At 27.7% G+C, this 18,277-nt stretch carries 19 protein-coding genes; 17 read left to right on the forward strand and 2 right to left on the reverse strand.

Annotation, left to right across the window (positions count from 1 at the left end; translation table 11 throughout):
• Positions 1-56: 56 nt before the first annotated feature.
• The 11 genes from EDD60_RS14180 to EDD60_RS14230 all read left to right on the forward strand — a co-directional run bounded on the left by EDD60_RS14180 (position 57) and on the right by EDD60_RS14230 (position 12,111).
• Positions 57-755 (forward strand): LytR/AlgR family response regulator transcription factor, encoded by a 699-nt coding sequence (locus EDD60_RS14180; RefSeq protein ID WP_066448805.1) that lies wholly within the window; start codon positions 57-59, stop codon positions 753-755.
• Entirely contained in the window at positions 752-1,978 is a 1,227-nt protein-coding gene (locus EDD60_RS14185) for a hypothetical protein (RefSeq protein ID WP_066448803.1), read from the forward strand. Before EDD60_RS14180 ends, EDD60_RS14185 begins: the two co-directional genes overlap by 4 nt.
• A gap of 275 nt (positions 1,979-2,253) precedes the next feature.
• Positions 2,254-2,421: a hypothetical protein gene (locus EDD60_RS14190; RefSeq protein ID WP_207905379.1), complete on the forward strand. Its 168-nt coding sequence runs from the start codon at positions 2,254-2,256 to the stop codon at positions 2,419-2,421.
• 813 nt (positions 2,422-3,234) lie between these two features.
• Positions 3,235-4,164 carry a hypothetical protein gene (locus EDD60_RS14195; RefSeq protein WP_132226514.1) on the forward strand — a complete coding sequence of 310 codons (930 nt, stop codon included), beginning with the start codon at positions 3,235-3,237 and terminating at the stop codon, positions 4,162-4,164.
• 871 nt (positions 4,165-5,035) lie between these two features.
• On the forward strand, positions 5,036-5,692 hold the full coding sequence (locus tag EDD60_RS14200) for a putative ABC transporter permease (RefSeq protein ID WP_066448795.1): 657 nt from the start codon (positions 5,036-5,038) through the stop codon (positions 5,690-5,692).
• A gap of 31 nt (positions 5,693-5,723) precedes the next feature.
• Entirely contained in the window at positions 5,724-6,233 is a 510-nt protein-coding gene (locus EDD60_RS14205) for an LURP-one-related/scramblase family protein (RefSeq protein ID WP_066448792.1), read from the forward strand.
• A 258-nt stretch (positions 6,234-6,491) separates the two neighbouring features.
• Positions 6,492-7,163, forward strand: coding sequence for a helix-turn-helix transcriptional regulator (locus EDD60_RS14210; RefSeq protein WP_165973155.1), 672 nt, complete (start codon positions 6,492-6,494; stop codon positions 7,161-7,163).
• A gap of 91 nt (positions 7,164-7,254) precedes the next feature.
• Complete coding sequence (locus EDD60_RS14215) at positions 7,255-7,857, forward strand: hypothetical protein (RefSeq protein ID WP_066448789.1); 603 nt, start codon at positions 7,255-7,257, stop codon at positions 7,855-7,857.
• A gap of 259 nt (positions 7,858-8,116) precedes the next feature.
• Positions 8,117-8,548: a GNAT family N-acetyltransferase gene (locus tag EDD60_RS14220; protein WP_066448787.1), complete on the forward strand. Its 432-nt coding sequence runs from the start codon at positions 8,117-8,119 to the stop codon at positions 8,546-8,548.
• 2 nt (positions 8,549-8,550) lie between these two features.
• Positions 8,551-8,916: a YkvA family protein gene (locus EDD60_RS14225; protein ID WP_066448785.1), complete on the forward strand. Its 366-nt coding sequence runs from the start codon at positions 8,551-8,553 to the stop codon at positions 8,914-8,916.
• A gap of 117 nt (positions 8,917-9,033) precedes the next feature.
• The gene (locus EDD60_RS14230; RefSeq protein ID WP_066448784.1) at positions 9,034-12,111 is read left to right on the forward strand and encodes an ABC transporter ATP-binding protein/permease; all 3,078 of its coding nucleotides are present in this window, start codon (positions 9,034-9,036) and stop codon (positions 12,109-12,111) included.
• A 23-nt stretch (positions 12,112-12,134) separates the two neighbouring features.
• Here the strand turns inward: EDD60_RS14230 and iadA are convergent, their stop codons facing one another.
• Positions 12,135-13,259 carry a beta-aspartyl-peptidase gene (gene iadA / locus EDD60_RS14235; protein WP_066448782.1) on the reverse strand — a complete coding sequence of 375 codons (1,125 nt, stop codon included), beginning with the start codon at positions 13,257-13,259 and terminating at the stop codon, positions 12,135-12,137.
• 127 nt (positions 13,260-13,386) lie between these two features.
• Between iadA and EDD60_RS14240 the strand changes: the two genes are divergently transcribed.
• The 4 genes from EDD60_RS14240 to EDD60_RS14255 all read left to right on the forward strand — a co-directional run bounded on the left by EDD60_RS14240 (position 13,387) and on the right by EDD60_RS14255 (position 15,787).
• Positions 13,387-14,331, forward strand: coding sequence for an AEC family transporter (locus EDD60_RS14240; RefSeq protein ID WP_066448780.1), 945 nt, complete (start codon positions 13,387-13,389; stop codon positions 14,329-14,331).
• Between the two features lie 49 nt (positions 14,332-14,380).
• The gene (locus tag EDD60_RS14245; RefSeq protein WP_066448778.1) at positions 14,381-14,851 is read left to right on the forward strand and encodes a cupin domain-containing protein; all 471 of its coding nucleotides are present in this window, start codon (positions 14,381-14,383) and stop codon (positions 14,849-14,851) included.
• 89 nt (positions 14,852-14,940) lie between these two features.
• On the forward strand, positions 14,941-15,498 hold the full coding sequence (locus tag EDD60_RS14250; RefSeq protein ID WP_066448776.1) for a methylated-DNA--[protein]-cysteine S-methyltransferase: 558 nt from the start codon (positions 14,941-14,943) through the stop codon (positions 15,496-15,498).
• Entirely contained in the window at positions 15,482-15,787 is a 306-nt protein-coding gene (locus EDD60_RS14255) for an MGMT family protein (RefSeq protein WP_066448773.1), read from the forward strand. The genes EDD60_RS14250 and EDD60_RS14255 overlap by 17 nt, the downstream gene beginning before the upstream one ends.
• A 118-nt stretch (positions 15,788-15,905) precedes the next feature.
• Here EDD60_RS14255 and EDD60_RS14260 read toward each other — a convergent pair whose 3' ends face one another.
• The gene (locus EDD60_RS14260) at positions 15,906-16,625 is read right to left on the reverse strand and encodes a glucosamine-6-phosphate deaminase (RefSeq protein WP_066448765.1); all 720 of its coding nucleotides are present in this window, start codon (positions 16,623-16,625) and stop codon (positions 15,906-15,908) included.
• Between the two features lie 176 nt (positions 16,626-16,801).
• On the opposite strand from EDD60_RS14260, the gene EDD60_RS14265 reads away from it, so the two are divergent.
• Together EDD60_RS14265 and EDD60_RS14270 are read left to right on the forward strand one after the other, a co-directional pair.
• On the forward strand, positions 16,802-17,665 hold the full coding sequence (locus EDD60_RS14265) for an AraC family transcriptional regulator (protein WP_066448764.1): 864 nt from the start codon (positions 16,802-16,804) through the stop codon (positions 17,663-17,665).
• Between the two features lie 2 nt (positions 17,666-17,667).
• On the forward strand, positions 17,668-18,135 hold the full coding sequence (locus EDD60_RS14270; protein ID WP_066448759.1) for a hypothetical protein: 468 nt from the start codon (positions 17,668-17,670) through the stop codon (positions 18,133-18,135).
• Positions 18,136-18,277: the final 142 nt, after the last annotated feature.

The raw sequence follows: 18,277 nt of genomic DNA on the forward strand, positions 1-18,277 counted from the left end.
TTTGTTGAAATAACAGATTATATTTATTTCTTATTTATTTAATGGGAGAGTTAATTATGAATGTTGTTATTGTAGATGATGATTTAGAATTTGCAAAATTAATAGAAAAAGATGTTTCTCAGTTTTTTTCTCGTTTATATGATTTTGTATCTATAGATATTATTAATGATGATTTTAAAAGAATAGAGGATTATTCATCTATTGATCTTGTTTTTTTAGATATTGATTTAAAAAAAGAATATAATGGTATAAATATAGGACAATTTATCCAAGATTATTTTCCAAAAGCAATAATAGTTTTTGTTTCAATACATGAAGAACTTGTTTTTTCAGCATTATCTATTCGATTTTTTCAATTTATACGTAAAGCACAATATCAAACAGATATTGTTAAAGTATTAAAACAAGTAAAAAAATATATGGATGAAAATATTAAGAGAATTTTGATTAAAGTTGATGGAAGAACGCATGTTATTAAGTTTAGTAAAATAATTTATTTGATGGTTATAGGACATGATCTTATTATTAAAACTATTGATAATGAATTGACTATTCATAGTTCATTGATGAAGTTTATGAATCAGGTAGATTATAAAGAGCTTGTTCAAATAGAAAGAAATTTAGTAATTAATTTAAATTATGCTAAGGAAGTTATGAGAATAAAAGTTGTTATGTATGATGATGTAGAACATAATGTTGGAAGAAAATATCAAAGTCAGCTTATAGAACAATATGAGGAGTTTTTATTAAAATGATTTTATTTGACACTATTATGACAATTATAGAAGATTTTATTTTATCTTATTTTAGTTTTAAGATTCTTGAAATTAATGATAAAAAAGGTTTAATATTTTTAAATGCGATTATTTGTTTCATTGAGACATTCATATTTAATAATTATATAACAAACAACTTTCTATTATTAGCTTTATTAATTATGACGAACTTTGTAATAATCTATTTTGTAAAGAAGGAATTGAATTTATACTACTTTATTATTCCATCAATATTGATTGCTCTTTTACTTTTCTCTAACACTATATCGTTAGTTTTTGTATCATTGTTTCTTAATATTAGTCCAAAAGATATAGGATTAACAAATACAGCAGTCATAATCCTATCTTTGATTTCAAGAGTATTTTATTTCATATTTGGCTTTATGTTTTATTATGTGGAGAAAAGATTAAAACAGTATAGAAAAGTTACTTTAAAAAAAGATTATTGGATTGTATTTTGTATTTTTACGTTTACTTTTTTAGGGGCTTATACTATCTTGTATGAAGCTATTTTTTATCAAACAATTGGTAGTAAGACAATTTATAATCTGTTATTTCTCTTTATCGTCTTAATTATATCCTTTTTTATATTATATTATCGTATGCAAATAGATCACTATAATCATATGTTAATAAGTAATGAATTGTTGAAAAGTCATTATGCTGAAGAATTATATAAGAAAACAAATAAATTATCATATCAAATACTTCAAGAAAAACACCATATGTTCTATATTCTTATTAAAATAAGGAATTTACTTAAAAATCATAATTTAGATGAAACTTCTTTATTTGTTAATGAAGTGATTGAAAATTATCAAGCATATGAATTAACTCAAACATCAAATGTGCCAGCTTTTGATTACAATATATTAAATTATATAAATCTATTAAAAAAAGATGGTTACAATATTACTACAATTATAACTGTAGGTAATAATAAGATGCTAGAGGATATCCATATTATTAATATCATAAAAGAATGTATAGAAACAATTGTGCAATATACAACTAATGAAAGACAATTTGATTTACAATTACATGATAGTGATTCCTATTTAATTTTAAAAATAACAACGCATAAACAAAATAATCAACTGCCTTTATTATCAATAAAAAAATCTGATCTCGTAAGAAAGGCTGATATTATAACTAATGAAAATAATGAAGTTGAATTAAGAGTATTGTTTTTTACTAAGTGATTATTATTTGAATTTTATAAGAAATATATAACAAGTAAACCAAATGTTTTTAATAATTATTTTAATCCATCAAAGAGACTTAAGATTAATAGTAATCAATTGGGAAAGCAGTTTGGGTAACTCATAATAATCGAGAATATGTTGATTATGAAGTAATATAAGTATTTTAGTTTAAATCTGATAAATTGCTAAACCACCATTATCAAAAACATGTCATAAATCAAAAAGAATTTAGAGATATTATAAAGGAATACTATCAGCAACAGGCACAAAATTTGATTAGTTCAAAAGGAAATAATGTATTAACAAAAATTAGAGTAAATGGTGATAAATTATTTTATAGAATTTCAAAGAATGAATTTGCTGTTATTGATTCTTCTGGTAAAATAAAAATATACTTTAAACCAACAGGAGGAATTGATTTGGAATTATTAGATTATTGAATTATGTAGATGCCCTTATTATAATGTAAATGATGTAAAAAAAGCTTTATTAGAAAAACAAAGTCAAAGATTGTTTGTAACAGATGATGTTGTTTTTGTCCCATTTTATATAAATGAAGGAAAGAGATATGAACTGTATGATTTTGAACTTGATATTTTCACAAATATGTCATTTGAGGATTTTATTCAAAATAAAACTAGAAAAAAAATAAATGAGATTGACATTGATTTCATAAAAAAAGTAAGAAGTGTTATATTGAAGTTAATTTACTAGATAATAAAAATATAAATATATATTTAAAATTATGTGAGTATATTGAATATTTATTAAGTTCTGAAGAATTAAAACTTAGAATAGAGAAAATATTTAATGGAGTATATTTAAGTGAAAATCTATATTTTGAAATAGATTGAAATAATTTTTGAAAAACTGACTATGCTATCTATACTTATGATGCAGTAGGATATTTCTTTAAATTAACAACATATTGTTCCTCAAGAAGCTTGGAATGAGAATGGAAAAGTAAAACATGATTTTTATTTGAATCATCCAAGAGAAGTTATAGAAAGTCATTATGGAGGAATAGATGTTGATATTAATAAAGTTTCAATTATTAATTCTTTACATAGATATATCTATAACAAGTTATATTATTGGTTATTAAAAATAAATTTCCCTTTAACAATAAAACCTAAGACAGCAGTTAATGTGACAAGGACTATTGCGACCTTGGAAGTTTATAGAGAGATTCTAGAAAGACTATTTAAAACTGTAAAAAAATTATTTATTTTAAAAGTTATTTGGAGGATAATATGGAAAATTATACTATTGAAAAAGTTAATATTGATATGCATAATGAAGATGTATATACAATTAGAAAAAAGGGAAGATATAAAGTTTATAATTATAATCATGAGTTTATCAATGAATCAAAAGTTATAAAAACGAGCTCCTGTATCCTACATAATGGAAGTATATATTATTGGAATTGGGGAACAAGAATAATCAATCAATGGGATTACATCAATGATAAATACTATAAATTTAAATTTACGAATTTTATGAAACCAAATATAGAGTCATTAACTTTCCTTAAAGATGAGATGGTTATTCACTATGAATATGCAGAGGAGATAAACCCAAATGAATTTAAACGACATGTAGTTTTAGTATATATAAAGAATAGAATAATAATACGAGAAGAACAAGATATAAATGAAAGTAGTAAGAATTGGTTAAAAAAAATCACTTCATATGGTAATAATCTTTATTTCTTAGAAGATCGATGGGAAAATGAAAACAACAATTTTATTATCTCCATATGGGAAAATGGTTCTAGAAAACAGTTGCAGAAGGTGCCATGCTACAGTCAAAACTTCTACCAAATATCAGATGATGGAAAGTATTTATTACTGCCTACTGTAGATCGTTATAAACATGGTGAGTTACATATATACGATTTTCATACATTAGAGGAAATTGACTGTATAAAATTTTGGCAGGAAGGATTTTATGCAATTATAGCATATTTTATGGAATATGATAAAAATGATTATATTGTGTTTGAAGCAAATCCAAGGCCTGATACTGATGAAATATGGCATACTCATATATATTCAATTAAAGATAAAAAAATAATCAAGTCATTCAATTATAGGATTATTATTGAATCAGTTAAAGGCAGAAACTTATTAATCATTCAAACACCAAGAAAAAGAAAAACAATTTTTCATAGCTATTAAAATAGAAAAGAAACAAAAATTAGTGAGATAGAGGATTTAGAAATTTATTTTTGAACATGATTTAACGATATGAAAGTAGTGATTAAATGAATAGAAATAGTGGATTTCGTAAAAATAATATCATAAATAAGTATTTATTATATCAATATTATCAGTAATAATTGTATTAGGCTTAACAACATTCTTTCTATATGATACTCATAATTATATATAGAGCTAATGATATATTGAATGTGTTCTGCTTAAGACAAATGATTACTCACTGTTAAGTGTTTCTGCTGCTGATAACAATGATGGAAAATATAGTATAAGAAAATCTATCCATAGGATTAACAGAAATAATAATAGAGATTTTTATGAACAGTACATGGAGAAGAATGTTACTATAGATGAAGATTTTAAAATTATTGAAAAGATTGTTGGTAAAATAAAAGAATATAAGCCTTTTTCTAACAATGTTTATTATTTGGAATTAAAACAGGGAGGAATATTTATAAGTTGCTGTTATCTTCACAAGTACAAATAAGTAGGACTTATGATCCTGGACACTTATGATTGTTTCAATTAGTTGAGCAATAGCTTGGATAATAGTTAATGCCACTTCTCTCCTTTCGATGAAAGGAGAGATTTTTTTCATAAAGAATGTTTGGTCAATGGAGTATAGATGTTCATAAAAATATCATTGAGGTCATTATTGGTATTACTGATAAGAAAAACTCAAATAACTGAATACATCTAAGAAACATTTAATATCTTGAATTCTAATTTACAACGACTTAAACAATGATTTGTTGATTATAAATGTTTTGATTTGTTATGATTATTTTAAGATATATGATAAAATGAAAATGACAGGAGGGGAGATTAAAATATGGAAGAAAAAGTATTTGCTAAGGGATATTGTTTTGCAAAGATATTTATCTTTTTTGTCATTGGATGTTTGATAGGAACTTATTATGAAGAAATATTGTGGTACGTAAGATTTGGTGAATGGGTTGATCGACAAGGTATGATTTATGGTCCATTTAGCCCAATTTATGGTGTTGGAGTAGCTATTTTTGTTGTTATATTAGGAAAACATAATGATCAAAGAAGTATTTTAAAAACATGGATCTACGCAGCTCTTATTGGTGGAACAACAGAATTTATAACAAGTTGGATTGCGGATGTTTGTTTTGGTGTTATTTTTTGGGATTATTCTAAGATGTTTTTAAATATTGCTGGGAGAACCACAATTCCATTTATGATTGGTTGGGGAATTGCAGGAACAGTTTTAATGAAAGTTATTTATCCTTTTGTATCAAAGTGGCTAGAAAAAATACCTTATAAAATTGCTCATCCTATTTATATGGCTACTGTTGTATTTATCACACTAGACTTAATTATTACATATAGTGCTTTTGGAAGAATGGCATTAAGAGATCAAGGGGTTAAACCATTTACTTTCATTGGTGAATTATATGATAAAATTTATGATGATGAGTTTATGTATCATAAGTTTCCAGTTATGAGTCCTGAAGTTAAGTAAGATCATCTATAAAAATAAAGGAGGAAATATAATGAAATTACATATTAAAGGAAAAGTTATGAGTATACATAATAAAATGGATATTTTAGATGAGAATGAAAATGTAAGATATCGTGTAGTAAGTAAAGCATTATCTATTCATGATAAGACACATATTGAAGATGCTCAAGGTAATGAAATAGCATATTTACATGCAAAGGCTATTTCGATTCATCAAGTTCATTATATTGAAATGGCTAATGGAGAAAAGTTTGAAATGAAGATTAAACTAGGACATCCATTTAAAAATCAATTTGTAGTTGATGGGTTAGGATGGAAAATGCTAGGAGAATTTGCTGCACATGATTATAAGATTGTTGATGAAAATGATCATGTTTTAGCAACTGCGCATCGTAAATGGTTTTCAATGCATGATATTTATTATTTAGATATTTTAGAAGATAGTCAGGCAGAAAAAATTATTGCTTGTTATATTGTATTGGAACATATATTAAGAAATCAAGAGTCAGCAGCAACTTCCAATTCAAGCAACAACCAATAAAGCATATTTAAGTTGAGAAAATATAAATATGACATTCTATTATAAATTTTCTTGTGTTCATAACATAAATTTGAGTAATTTAAAAAGGGATAACTAAATAATTATTTTTGATATCAATTTCAATAAAATTATATGGAGTTTTAATCACTCCATATAATTTTATTATAAATGCAACTTATAAATACATAGATGTTACATTTGGTTTCTTGATATATTAATGTTAATAAGATACGATAAATGTGCAAGGAGGAAGTCATCATGAATATTTCAGAAAAAATAGTCATGCTAAGAAAAGAAGCACATATGACACAAGAAGAACTTGCCCAAGCTTGTCATGTTTCTAGACAAGCAGTCAGTCGATGGGAAAAAGGAGAAACAAAACCAGATATTGAATCTGCAGTATTGCTAGCACAAACATTTCATATGAGTATAGATGATTTGTTGCTATCTCCGAAATTACATTTACCTAAGAAAATATTATTAACATATAAGCAAATCATAATAGTTGTATGTAGCATTCTGTTGTTAGGTTGTTTTATAGGTTATTTGTTTTATGAAAATTCAAAAGTCGATATGACAAAATTTCTCTTATCAGAAGCAAGGATAGATTTAGTAAAGAGTGATATAAGTAATACTTGTTATAAAATAACTGTAACACCTTTAAATTATAATAAAAATATTTCAATGAAACTATCTATTAAACCAGATTATAAAAATGAAACTGATATAGTATTAATGCAGCCTGAAGTAAATGAATTAAATTTTACAACTACATATTATTTTGATATGGATTTTATTTATGATATTTATCTTATTCAAAGTGATGGAAAACAAACAATAAAGATTCCTTTATGGAATTACAATAAACCATTTTTTATTCAGGAATACAGTTATTTATCAGAATTTAATATTTTAGATGAATTTAAGTAGTATCAACAAACATAAAAGATATTCAATGACAGAATGAGTAATGATTAATTAAGAAAATTAAAACAAATAATAAAAGGGAGATAAAGTGTTTATGAAAAAAATAATGTCTTTAATGATATGTATGCTCATGTTATTAACGGGATGTGTAGATAATGATAAAAAAGAAAAAGAGCCAATAGCTCCAGTCAAAAACACAACAAATATTATAAGTTATGTCAGTAAAACACCTTTAACTGAGGAAGTTTTAAAGGATGTCACAGATGCTTATTCAGTATTTGAATACCATTTAGATGAGAGTTACAAAACAGCAACAATTGAAGTCTGGGAGAAAAATGATGGATGGGAAAAAATAGTATCAACTACTGATCCTATTACATCTCAAGGAGAAATTGCTATTGTGTCAGGTCAAGATTCGTATCATATTTATATGATTGCTTCAAGAGACGAATACAATATAACTGAGTATAAGTGCTCTGATTATTTTCGTAAATCTATGAATCATAATAAAATACAAAGAGCGAATCCATTAGAAGAAAAAGAAATAAAATCAGGAAAAGAAATTGCACTATGGAAAGTGTTAGGATATAAAGAAGAAAATAATAATCTTAAAGTATCAGATTTTAATGATGTTGATTGTGATTATGGGCTTAAAATAACAATTACATTTAATAATAAAGATATTGATAAGAATTAAAATTTATTTGAAAGTTGAGATTGGATAATCTTGACTTTTTTATTTTATGTAAAATAATGAATTTTTAAATGGATAAATTGTATATATTTGATAAAAAGAGTACAATGATGGCATAATTGAAATATGGAGAAGGAATATTAATAAAGGCAAATAAATATTTCAAAATGATCAAGATTATAATCACATGATTAAAAAATAGATATGCTTGATGTATATCTATGAAAGAAATATTTTAGCTTTGGGATAAGGATTAAAAAATATGATAAGAAAGTTAGAAGAAAAAGATATTGATAGAATTATGAATATTTGGTTTGAAAGTAATAGAAAAGCACATGATTTTATTCCTAAAAAATACTGGTTAGAGCATTATGAAATGGTCAAAAAAATGATACCTCAGTCAGAAGTCTATGTTTCTATTGATAATCAATCACAAGCTATTCAAGGATTTATTGGAATTGATGATGAATATATTATGGGGATTTTTGTAGATGCTCAAAAACAATCTCATGGAGTAGGGAGTCAATTGTTGAAGTTTGTTAAATCTAAAAAAAAGAATTTAACTTTAAATGTCTATCAAAAGAATAAAAGAGCTATTCAGTTTTATTTGAAAAATGGTTTTATAATTGTTGAAGATGGTTTTGATGAGGATACGATGGAAAAAGAATATACCATGGTCTATAAGGATAAATAAATATGAATCTCAAGGAAAAAGCTCAGCACTTAAAACAAAATATAACAGCATTAACTATTGTTATGAAAAAGAAAGAAACACCAATTTATGCAAAAGTAATAGTAGGTATAACGATTGGTTATGCTTTGTCACCAATTGACCTCATACTTGATTTTATACCTATTTTAGGTTATATAGATGATATGATCATTTTGCCATTATTGATTTGGTTATCGATTCAATTAATACCTTTAGATGTTATGGAAGAATCAAAAAAAGAAGCTAAAGATTTATGGGAAAATGGGTATCCTAAAAAATGGTATTATGGTATTCCGATAGTATTCATATGGATATTTATTATCTTTATGATTATAAAACAATTCATATAATGAAATAATTTGTCAGTAAAAGGAATAATATCATAATAAAATGAATATGTTCATCTTGTATTCAAAAATATTCTATTTAATAGTATAATATGTAGATAAGAGAAGGAGGCAATACGAATGCTTCAAATAAAAAATATACACAAAGAATATAAAACAGGGAATTTAATTCAAAAGGCACTGGATGGAGTGAGTTTGAATTTACGTGATAATGAGTTTGTTGCTATTTTAGGACCTAGTGGTTCAGGGAAAACAACATTATTAAATATTATTGGTGGTCTTGATCGTTATGATCAAGGTGATTTAATTATTAATGGGATTTCAACAAAGAAATATAAAGATCGTGATTGGGATTCTTATCGTAATCATACGATTGGATTTGTATTTCAAAGTTATAACTTGATTCCTCATCAAACAGTTCTTGCTAATGTTGAATTAGCTTTAACAATTTCTGGTATTTCTAAAGCAGAAAGAAAACAAAGAGCTGAAAAAGCTTTAGAACAAGTAGGACTTGGAAATCAAGGTCATAAAAAACCAAATCAAATGTCTGGTGGACAAATGCAACGTGTCGCCATTGCTCGTGCTTTAGTCAATGATCCAGATATTTTATTAGCCGATGAGCCAACAGGAGCATTGGATAGTGATACCAGCGTTCAAGTTATGGATTTATTAAAAGAAGTCGCAAAAGATCGTTTGGTTGTTATGGTAACGCATAATCCGGAATTAGCTCAAGAATATGCAACACGTATTGTTGAATTACGTGATGGAACAATTCGCAGTGATTCTGATCCTTTTGAAGTGAGTGATAAAGAATTAGAAAAACCTAAACATCAAAATATGGGTAAATCTTCTATGTCTTTATTAACATCTTTATCTTTAAGTTTTAATAACTTAAAAACAAAAAAAGCCCGTACTATTTTAACTTCTTTTGCAGGCTCAATTGGGATTATTGGAATTGCTTTGATTTTATCATTATCTAATGGTGTTAATCAATATATTCAATCAATTGAAGAAGAAACATTATCAGAATATCCATTACAAATTCAAAGCACTGGTTTTGATATTACTTCAATGATGACAGATGTACATCCAGGACCAGGAACAGAAGAAAAAGATGAATCAAAAATCTATGTTTCTCAAATGATTACCAATATGTTTTCTAAGATTGGTTCTAATGATTTAACATCCTTAAAAGAATATCTTGATAGTGGAAAAAGTGATATTAAAAAGAATACAAATTCAATTGAATATAATTATAATGTTGCGCCACAGATTTATAGTCCAAATACTAAAAATATTAGACAAGTTCATCCTGATAAATCATTTGCTGCTTTAGGATTAGGTTCATCATCTAATTCTAATAGTATGATGTCAGCCATGATGAGTACAGATGTTTTTTATCAGATGCCTAATCATCCAAGTCTTTATCAAGATCAATATGATATTAAAGCTGGAAAGTGGCCAGAAAGCTATAATGAATGTGTTTTGGTTTTAACAAAGAACGGAAATATTAATGACTTTATGTTATATACATTGGGATTACGTGATTTTTCAGAACTTGATAAAATGGTTGAACAATTCTCTAAAGAGGAAGAAGTCAAAGTTCCTGATAATGCTGGAAAATATTCATATGATGATATTTTAGGAAAAGAATTTAAATTAGTTAATGCAACTGATTATTATCAATATGATAAAAAATACAATGTTTATAAAGATAAAACTGATGATACAAAATATATGCAAAAGCTTATTGAAAATGGTGAAAATATTAAAATTGTAGGGATTGTCCAACCAGCTGAAACAGCAACAGCAACAATGTTAAGATCTGGGATTGGTTATCCTGCTTCACTTACAACACATGTGATTGAAAAAGCTCAAGCAAGTGATATTGTCAAAAAACAATTAGAAGATTCTAATGTTGATGTTTTTACTGGAAAGAAGTTCAGTGATAAAGAAAGTAATAAAATGGATATGAATTCTTTATTTACTGTTGATGCTAATATAATGAAAAAGGCATTTACTTTTGATCAAAGTAAGCTTTCTATGGATATGGGTAGTTTGGATTTAAGTCAGATTAAGATAGATCCATCTACATTACCAGCTATTGATATGACAAATATCTTTAAAGATATGAAGGTGAATATTTCTAAGGATCAATTAGAGTCATTAAGTCAAAAAATTATGGCTCAATTCCAACAATATGCAATAGATAATGGAATGACTGATCCAACAAAGATGAGAGATTATTTCTTAGCTTATCTACAAACAGAAAATGCTCAAAAACTCATTCAAAGTGAAATGACACAATTGTTACAAGCAAGTGGTTTAACCCAACAATTTGAAGCCCAAATTCAAAAACAGATGCAAACCATGATGAGTCAGTATACAGCAACAATTACAAAATCTTTACAACAACAAATTAGTGCACAAATGAGTAAACAAATGGGAAATTTTGCAAAAAATATGCAAAATGCGATTCATATTGATACCAGTATGTTTGCTAAAGCAATTAAGATGAATATGAATGAAGAAGAACTTTCTGAATTAATGATGTCACTCATGACGAAAGAAGTATCTTCTTATGATGGAAACTTAAAGAAATTAGGTTATGTTGATTTTGATAAACCTAGTGCGATTAATATCTATCCAAAAGATTTTGAAAGCAAACAAAAAGTCATTGATATTTTAGATAAATACAATGCTAATGCAGAAAAGATAGATAAAGATAAAGTGATTTCCTATACTGACTATGTTGGAACATTAATGTCATCAGTTACTGATATTATTAATGTAATTAGTTATGTACTGATTGCCTTTGTTGCCATATCACTTGTTGTTTCATCAATTATGATTGGAGTTATAACTTATATCAGTGTTCTTGAACGTAAGAAAGAAATTGGAATCCTGCGTGCAATTGGAGCATCAAAGAAAAATATCTCTCAAGTCTTTGATGCAGAAACCTTTATTATAGGTTTATTATCAGGATTATTAGGAATTGGTATTACGTTAATCTTATTGGTTCCTGGTAATATGCTTATCCATGAAATTGCAGGTAATGTCAGTGTAAGTGCAACTTTACCAGTAGGTGGAGCGATTATTTTGATTGTCTTGAGTGTTATTTTAACACTCATTGGTGGATTGATTCCATCTAAGAAAGCTGCTCAAGAAGATCCAGTAACAGCTTTAAGAACTGAATAGTATTTAAAAAGGATTGAATTTTTTCAATCCTTTTCATATGTTCCTTTGATTAATTGTTTTTGATTTCTAACATGAATCTTTCCTAATGCAATAACATCTTGTATATTATAATTTTGATCAAGTAAAAGTAAATCCGCATCTTTGCCAACAATAATTTCCCCTTTATTTAAGCCTAAACCTCTAGCCACATTGCTAGTAAAGAAAGGGAGAGCTTCTCCTAAACTCAAATTATTTTTTAACATATATTGAAATTCTTCAAAGAGACAACTAACTGAAGAAACACCGATATCTAATAATTGACCAGATTGATCATAAGTCGACCAACTTCCTTGGCCATCAGAACTAACAGTTATATGATCTAATGGTAAGCCTCTTTTTTTAGCTTTTAAAATTGCATGAGTTGCACTCATCTGAGGTTCAGCTGTTAAGTCAATATAACCACCCATTGAAAGAAGTTTAAAACCATCTTCTAAGAGCTGTTTATTTCTAGCAACATGAGTAGGTCTAAATAAACTTACTGGAATATCAGTAGATTCAATAATTTTAAAGACTTGACTTAATGCTTTCTTTTCATCACCCATATGTAAAATTAAAATACCACATTTTCCACTTAGCATACTGCTTACACGAATATCACTCGCTAAACGTTTAAGTTCTTTTGTACGCACATGACTAGAACGATGATCAGATAAGGCTAATTTGCAGCCAACAACTTCATCTATAAACATTATATCTTTTTTAATATCATCAGTTATTGTGATTGGTGGATATTGATAAGAACCACTAACGATTAAACAACTGATTCCTTCTTCTTTAAGTGCTTTAGCCTTAGCCAGTAAATTTTCTACATTTCGTGAAATACCATCAGTACCAAGTAATCCTAAAACCGTAGTAATTCCATGACGTGTTAGCTTAGAAAGTGTTATCTCAGGAGCTTTGGTTTTAAAACTCCCTTCTCCACCTCCACCAGTAATATGAACATGTTGGTCAATAAATCCAGGAACAAGAATTTTATTATGACCATCAATAATTTCAAATAAATCAGTATCAATATGATCTTCTATCATTTCTATTTTATCTGATATTAAAACATCTTTTCTTCCAATATATTTAGGATTATAAACATCTATATTTTTAATTAAATACATCAATAAGCCCCCTTACTTTATTTATTATAAAATAAAAGATAGAAAAGGTATATTCTTTTTTCAAGTCATAGAAATTTTAATAAAATTGTAGTATATTAATAAAAGATTTGGATAAAGAGGGGATTTTATGGATAATTTGATTTTTAGTTTAAATGCAACATTACCAGTTTTTTTAATGATGGTATTGGGAATTGTTTTGAAAAAGATAGGATGGGTTAGTGAATCTTTTGCTTCACAAATGAATAAATTTGTTTTTTTAGTTCCATTACCGCTCTTATTATTTCAAGATTTAGCAACTGTTGATTTTGAAAAAGCTTGGAATTTTAAATTTGTTGCCTTTTGTTTTATAGTGACGGTTTTGAGTATTACACTTGTTATTGTGATTTCTTCATTTTTGAAGGAAAGAAGTTTAAGAGGTGAATTTATACAAGCCAGTTATCGAAGTAGTGCAGCTTTATTAGGTGTTGCTTTGATTCAAAATATTTATGGACATTCAGTCATGGGTCCATTGATGATTATTGGCAGTGTTCCACTTTACAATGTTATGGCAGTTACAGTTTTATCAATCTATCAGCCTCATCGTAATGAAATGGATAAGGGTCTATTGAAAACAACCCTTAAAGGAATTATAACAAACCCAATTATTATTGGAATTGTTGTCGGGTTATTATGGTCAATCTTGAAGTTACCTATGCCTTTTATCTTATCTAAAACTGTTTCCAATATCAGTGCTATGGCTTCACCTTTAGGTTTAATAGCAATGGGTGCAAGTTTTGATATTAAGAAAGCTTTTGGCAAGTTAAAACCAGCCTTAGTTGCTACATTTATTAAACTCTTTGGATTTTGTATGATTTTCTTACCGATTGCGATAGCGTTTGGTTTTGTAGGTGAACAATTGGTTGCTATTTTAATTATGTTAGGTTCAGCTACAACAGTGACTTGTTTTGTTATGGCTAAAAATATGGGACATGCTGGTATATTAAGTAGTAATGTTGTGATGTTAACAACATTACTCAGTGGTTTTTCTATTACTTTATGGTTATATATTTTAAGAACTTTACAATTTATTTAATAACAGATTTTCTTCTTATACATAGGATATAAGGAAGGGAATTGATAAGATGTATAGTTATTATGATTTGAATGATTACAATGATTATCAGATGCGAGCTCAGAGTCAAGTTACAAATGATTTTGGACCTAACCCATTTGTAATAGATATTGAAAAAGCGACTATGAATAATGATTATTTTAGAGTGGCTTTATGGACAGGGTCACATTTACAATTAACCGTGATGAGTATTCCTGTAGGTGAGGATATTGGTTTAGAAAGACATCCTGAAGTTGATCAATTTTTACGTATTGAAGATGGCATTGGCGTTGCTATGATGGGTGATAAGAAGGATAATCTTTATTTTCAACAACCTGTCTTTGACGGAAGTGCTATTTTTATACCAGCTGGTATGTGGCATAATGTGGTGAATACAGGAAATAAACCATTAAAATTATATTCCATTTATGCACCAGCTGATCATCCTTGGGGAACAGTTCATCCTACAAAAGCAGATGCTCAAGCACAAGAACATCATTGACACGCATAAGCGTGTTTTTCTTTTATTAAGAAATGTCTTGGTTTTCTTTATATGGTTATGAGATAATAATGAAAGAAAGAAGGGTGTCTATGCTTTATAAAACAATTTATGAATCATCATTAGGAAATATTTTGATTGTAAGTGATGAAAATAATATTATTGGTTTGTGGTTTGAAGGACAAAAATATTTTCTAGCTAATATCAAAGACGATATAACACAGAAAGATGACTTGCCAATCTTACAATCTGCAAAATTATGGTTAGACCAATATTTTGCAGGTCAAAAGCCAAATATAGCTAATTTAAAATTAGCACCGAGAGGAAATGATTTTCGATTAACAGTGTGGAAAATTTTATGTGAAATTCCTTATGGACAATTAACCACTTATGGTGAAATTGCCAAAAAGGTTGCTATTGTTATGAATAAAGAAAGTATGTCTGCTCAAGCAGTAGGTGGAGCTGTTGGACATAATCCTATTTCTATTATTATTCCTTGTCATCGTGTAGTGGGAAGTCACGGAAGTTTAACAGGCTATGCTGGAGGAATTGATAAAAAAATCAAGTTGTTGCAATTAGAAGGTGTCGATACTAAACAATTGATGATTCCAAAGAAAGGAACAGCATTATCATATGGCAACATTAAATGATGAATTTTTATATCAGGTTTTTGCAATTGTAGAAGAAATTCCCCTAGGCACAGTAGCAACCTATGGTCAAATTGCACGTTTATCTGGACATGATAAAAATGCACGTTTAGTAGGAAAGGCTTTAAGTTTATCAGAATACTTTGGCAAATATCCATGCCATCGCGTTGTCAGTAGTCAAGGAAGATGTGCACCAGGATGGTTTGAACAAAAAGATTTACTCACTCAAGAAGGTATTACTTTTAAAGAAAATGGTTGTGTTGATTTAAAGAAGCATCAATGGAAAATGTAATTTCTTTATTGAACAAATGATAAGATGGATTTACTAAAAGGTATTTAAAAAGGATTAAGAAAATTCTTAATCCTTTCATGTTGTTACATGATGTTTATGAAATCTAAGTTGAATTCTTTTATAATCTTGAATATTGTTCATAATGAATAAGACTGGCTGCATCTTGATCACAAATTACTGTAAAATTAGGATGAAGTTTTAAAATTGTTGCAGGGACATCTTGATTAATAGGTTCATCTAAAAATCTTTTAAAGATTTCTGCTTTTTCTTTACCATTTACAATCATAACCAAATGCTTGACACGCATCAAACTCTTTGGACCCATGGTTAGAGTAAAAGGTTGATAAGGGCGATCTTTGTAATCTGGATTCACGGCTTGTTTTTCTTTAAAATCAATTTGATAAGTATAACTATCAAAAGGGGTACAACGTGGACAATTCCCACAAAAATGTCCATCATAGCCTAATCCAATAACCATGACATCAATCCCACCAACATTTCTTATTTCATTATCATAATCTTGCCAGTTATCAGCATTCATAATATGAATATGACTATCAGGAATATTGGCTGGTTTAAAGAATAACTCTTGCATATCTTTCCAATTTGGTCCATATTCTTCATTTATAAATGGATTTTCATCGAATAAATAGTACTGAATATCTTTAAACTTTTCTTGATTTTTCACATAAGGAATCATCATGTCATACATAGTTTTAGGAGAACGACCTGATGTTAATGAAATATTGACACGTTTGTCTTGCATCATTGCACCTAATAAAATAAACATAGCACTTTCACTCATTTTTTGTTCAGTTTCTTCAATAATTAGTTTCATATTAACCTCCAAGATATTTATCTATTTTTAGTATATTGTGTTTTTTATGGATAAGCAAGCTATGGTGAAGATTTAAAAAAAGTTATCAATGAATCTATCCAAAGAGAACCAAAAACAAGAGGAAAGCAAGTTATAGAAATGTTAAAATGATATTGTTGTTGAAAGGAAGAAAAAATATGGAATGGAATGAAAAATTACAGGCAATTATTGATTATGTGGAAGAACATTTGCAAAGAACTGAGGAAGCAATCAATCCATTAGAAATAGAAAGATTAGCAGGATGTTCATATTCTTTCTTTCAAAAAGTATTTTCATATATGAATGATATGAGTTTTGCTGAATATGTTCGTTATCGTAAATTAACTTTAGCTGGTTATGATGTCATGAGTACACAAATGAAAATTATAGATATTAGCTATAAATATGGTTATGATTCACCAACATCATTTACAAAGGCATTTCAACAATTCCATGGTGTTTCACCAAGTCAGGCAAGAAAAACAAGACAAACTTTAAAAGTTTATCCTAAGATGCAATTACATATGAAGCAAAGCTATGATTGGCGATTAGAAGAAAAGTCAGCAATGCGACTCATTGGAAAAAGTATTCGTCTTTCTTATCGTGATCATATTCATTTTCAAAGTGTTCCTGAATTTTGGAGTGAGTGTCAAAGAAATGGAGACTATGCAAAACTCTATGCTTTAGATGAAGGAAATACATTAGGTATGTTTGGTTTGTTTCATGATTATAATACTTTAAAAAAAGAATGTACTTATTCTATTATGGTGATTAATAATCATGAAAAAAGTGATGAGTATGATGAAATATTGATTCCTGAAGCGACATGGGCAATCTTTGATTGTCGAGGGAGTGTTCCCCAAGCTATTCAAGAAGGATGGAAATTTCTTTATCAAGAATGGTTAGTTCAGTATCCATTTTTACATGATGCTTGTCCAGAGTTAGAGTGGTATAGTTCGCAAAACACATATGCGAAAGATTATTTAAGTCAAATATGGATACCAATTATTGAGGAGGATTAAAAATGGTACATTTAGTTTACTGTGATAATACAGGGAAAAAGGGCGAAAGAGTTTTAGATAAAATTATTTCTAAAAAGAAAACAATGGTGGTTAGAGGTGCGGCAGGTAGAAAGATACCACATAGTCGAGTTCATGCTGGAGAGACATTGTATTTTATGGAGAAAGGAACAAGTTTGATTGGTGTGAAAGCCACTGTTAAGGATGTACAAAATTATGCAAAATTGACTGATGAGCAAATTACACAAGTTTTATCTGATCATCAATCCAAGCTAAATTTAACAGAGAAACAAAAGGTCCGCTGGCATAAGAAGTTTTTATGTTTAGTGGAATTCGAAGATGTTCAACAAATTGAACCATTAGAGTTTGAACATCAAGGAAATATGGATGATTGGTTAATTGTAGAGAAAATTGAAGATGTTGTTGTGGGAACAAGTATTCCTTATAATTATGAAAAATCAAAATTGAAATAAAAGAGAAGATGTTATGAATCTTCTCTTTTATTAAATTAACTTTAAGCAATTGATAAAAGTTTGCTTTGTGCTATAATATGGGTGAATGAAAAGTTTTTTAACTTTTTTTAAGAAAAAAGAAGAAAAATCAGACTTTGCAAGC

This window comes from Longibaculum muris, from assembly GCF_004343035.1.
GTDB lineage: Bacteria > Bacillota_I > Bacilli_A > Erysipelotrichales > Coprobacillaceae > Longibaculum > Longibaculum muris.

Coding starts and splice junctions, on each gene's coding strand:
- EDD60_RS14225 (WP_066448785.1), top strand. CDS start 8,551: ATGAATCTCAAGGAAAAAGCTCAGCACTTAAAACAAAATATAACAGCA.
- EDD60_RS14255 (WP_066448773.1), top strand. CDS start 15,482: ATGGCAACATTAAATGATGAATTTTTATATCAGGTTTTTGCAATTGTA.
- EDD60_RS14245 (WP_066448778.1), top strand. CDS start 14,381: ATGTATAGTTATTATGATTTGAATGATTACAATGATTATCAGATGCGA.
- EDD60_RS14185 (WP_066448803.1), top strand. CDS start 752: ATGATTTTATTTGACACTATTATGACAATTATAGAAGATTTTATTTTA.
- EDD60_RS14270 (WP_066448759.1), top strand. CDS start 17,668: ATGGTACATTTAGTTTACTGTGATAATACAGGGAAAAAGGGCGAAAGA.
- EDD60_RS14240 (WP_066448780.1), top strand. CDS start 13,387: ATGGATAATTTGATTTTTAGTTTAAATGCAACATTACCAGTTTTTTTA.
- EDD60_RS14195 (WP_132226514.1), top strand. CDS start 3,235: ATGGAAAATTATACTATTGAAAAAGTTAATATTGATATGCATAATGAA.
- EDD60_RS14215 (WP_066448789.1), top strand. CDS start 7,255: ATGAAAAAAATAATGTCTTTAATGATATGTATGCTCATGTTATTAACG.
- EDD60_RS14200 (WP_066448795.1), top strand. CDS start 5,036: ATGGAAGAAAAAGTATTTGCTAAGGGATATTGTTTTGCAAAGATATTT.
- EDD60_RS14205 (WP_066448792.1), top strand. CDS start 5,724: ATGAAATTACATATTAAAGGAAAAGTTATGAGTATACATAATAAAATG.
- EDD60_RS14180 (WP_066448805.1), top strand. CDS start 57: ATGAATGTTGTTATTGTAGATGATGATTTAGAATTTGCAAAATTAATA.
- EDD60_RS14230 (WP_066448784.1), top strand. CDS start 9,034: ATGCTTCAAATAAAAAATATACACAAAGAATATAAAACAGGGAATTTA.
- EDD60_RS14265 (WP_066448764.1), top strand. CDS start 16,802: ATGGAATGGAATGAAAAATTACAGGCAATTATTGATTATGTGGAAGAA.
- EDD60_RS14220 (WP_066448787.1), top strand. CDS start 8,117: ATGATAAGAAAGTTAGAAGAAAAAGATATTGATAGAATTATGAATATT.
- iadA (WP_066448782.1), bottom strand. CDS start 13,259: ATGTATTTAATTAAAAATATAGATGTTTATAATCCTAAATATATTGGA.
- EDD60_RS14210 (WP_165973155.1), top strand. CDS start 6,492: ATGAATATTTCAGAAAAAATAGTCATGCTAAGAAAAGAAGCACATATG.
- EDD60_RS14260 (WP_066448765.1), bottom strand. CDS start 16,625: ATGAAACTAATTATTGAAGAAACTGAACAAAAAATGAGTGAAAGTGCT.
- EDD60_RS14250 (WP_066448776.1), top strand. CDS start 14,941: ATGCTTTATAAAACAATTTATGAATCATCATTAGGAAATATTTTGATT.